The sequence below is a fragment of the Comamonas sp. GCA5 genome, from assembly GCF_036541385.1.
GTDB lineage: Bacteria > Pseudomonadota > Gammaproteobacteria > Burkholderiales > Burkholderiaceae_C > Comamonas > Comamonas aquatica.
On sequence record NZ_JAZHFR010000200.1, the window covers coordinates 1 to 880 of the forward strand.

1 pseudogene is annotated in these 880 nt (G+C 74.9%); it reads right to left on the bottom strand.

The annotated features are described in order from the left end of the window. Positions 1 to 880 (bottom strand): annotated as a pseudogene (locus SJH88_RS19240) (YifB family Mg chelatase-like AAA ATPase); the annotation flags it as partial.

An 880-nucleotide genomic window follows, 5' to 3' on the forward strand; every position in this document is an offset into this window, starting at 1 on the left:
GTGGCGCGGGCCGACCAGCCCAGGCGGTCGGCGGCCTTGCTGCACCAGGGCGGCGGCGCTGTCCTCCAGTTGCAGATGCTGCTCCAGCGCGTCGCCCTGCAGCAGCTGGTTGCTGCAGCCCTGGCGCTGCAGAGCCCGCGCCCGCGCCTGGGCCACGCGGGCCTGCACGGCCTGGCTGCGTTCGCCTTCGGCGCTGGCCAGCAGTTGCTCGGCCGGCAGGCTGTGCACCTCGACGTGCAGGTCGATGCGGTCCAGCAGCGGGCCGCTGAGCTTGCCCTGGTAGCGCGCCACCTGGTCGGGCGTGCAGCGGCAGCTGCGCTGGGCGCTGCCCCAGAAGCCGCAGGGGCAGGGGTTCATGGCCGCAATCAGCTGGAAGCGCGCCGGGAACTCCGCGCTGTGCGTGGCGCGGGCGATGGTGATGCAGCCGGTCTCCAGCGGCTCGCGCAGGGCCTCCAGCGCGCTGCGGCTGAACTCGGGGAATTCGTCCAGGAACAGCGTGCCGTGGTGGGCCAGGGAGATTTCGCCGGGCTTGGGCGGCGAGCCCCCGCCGACCAGGGCCACGGCGCTGGCCGTGTGGTGCGGGTGGGCGGTGCGGCGCTGGCCCCACTGCGTGGCCTGGAAGCGCCCGCACAGGCTGGCGATGGCCGCGCTTTCGACGGCCTCCTGCTCGGTCATGGGCGGCAGCAGGCCGGCAAACCGGTGGGCCAGCATGGACTTGCCCGACCCGGGCGGGCCGATCAGCAGCACGGCATGGCTGCCGGCGGCGGCAATCTCCAGGGCGCGCTTGGCCTGGACCTGGCCCTTGACCTCGGCCAGATCCAGCAGGGCCCGGGGCGCCTGGCGCGGTGGCGGCGGCATGCGCTGCCAGCCTGCGCTGGCG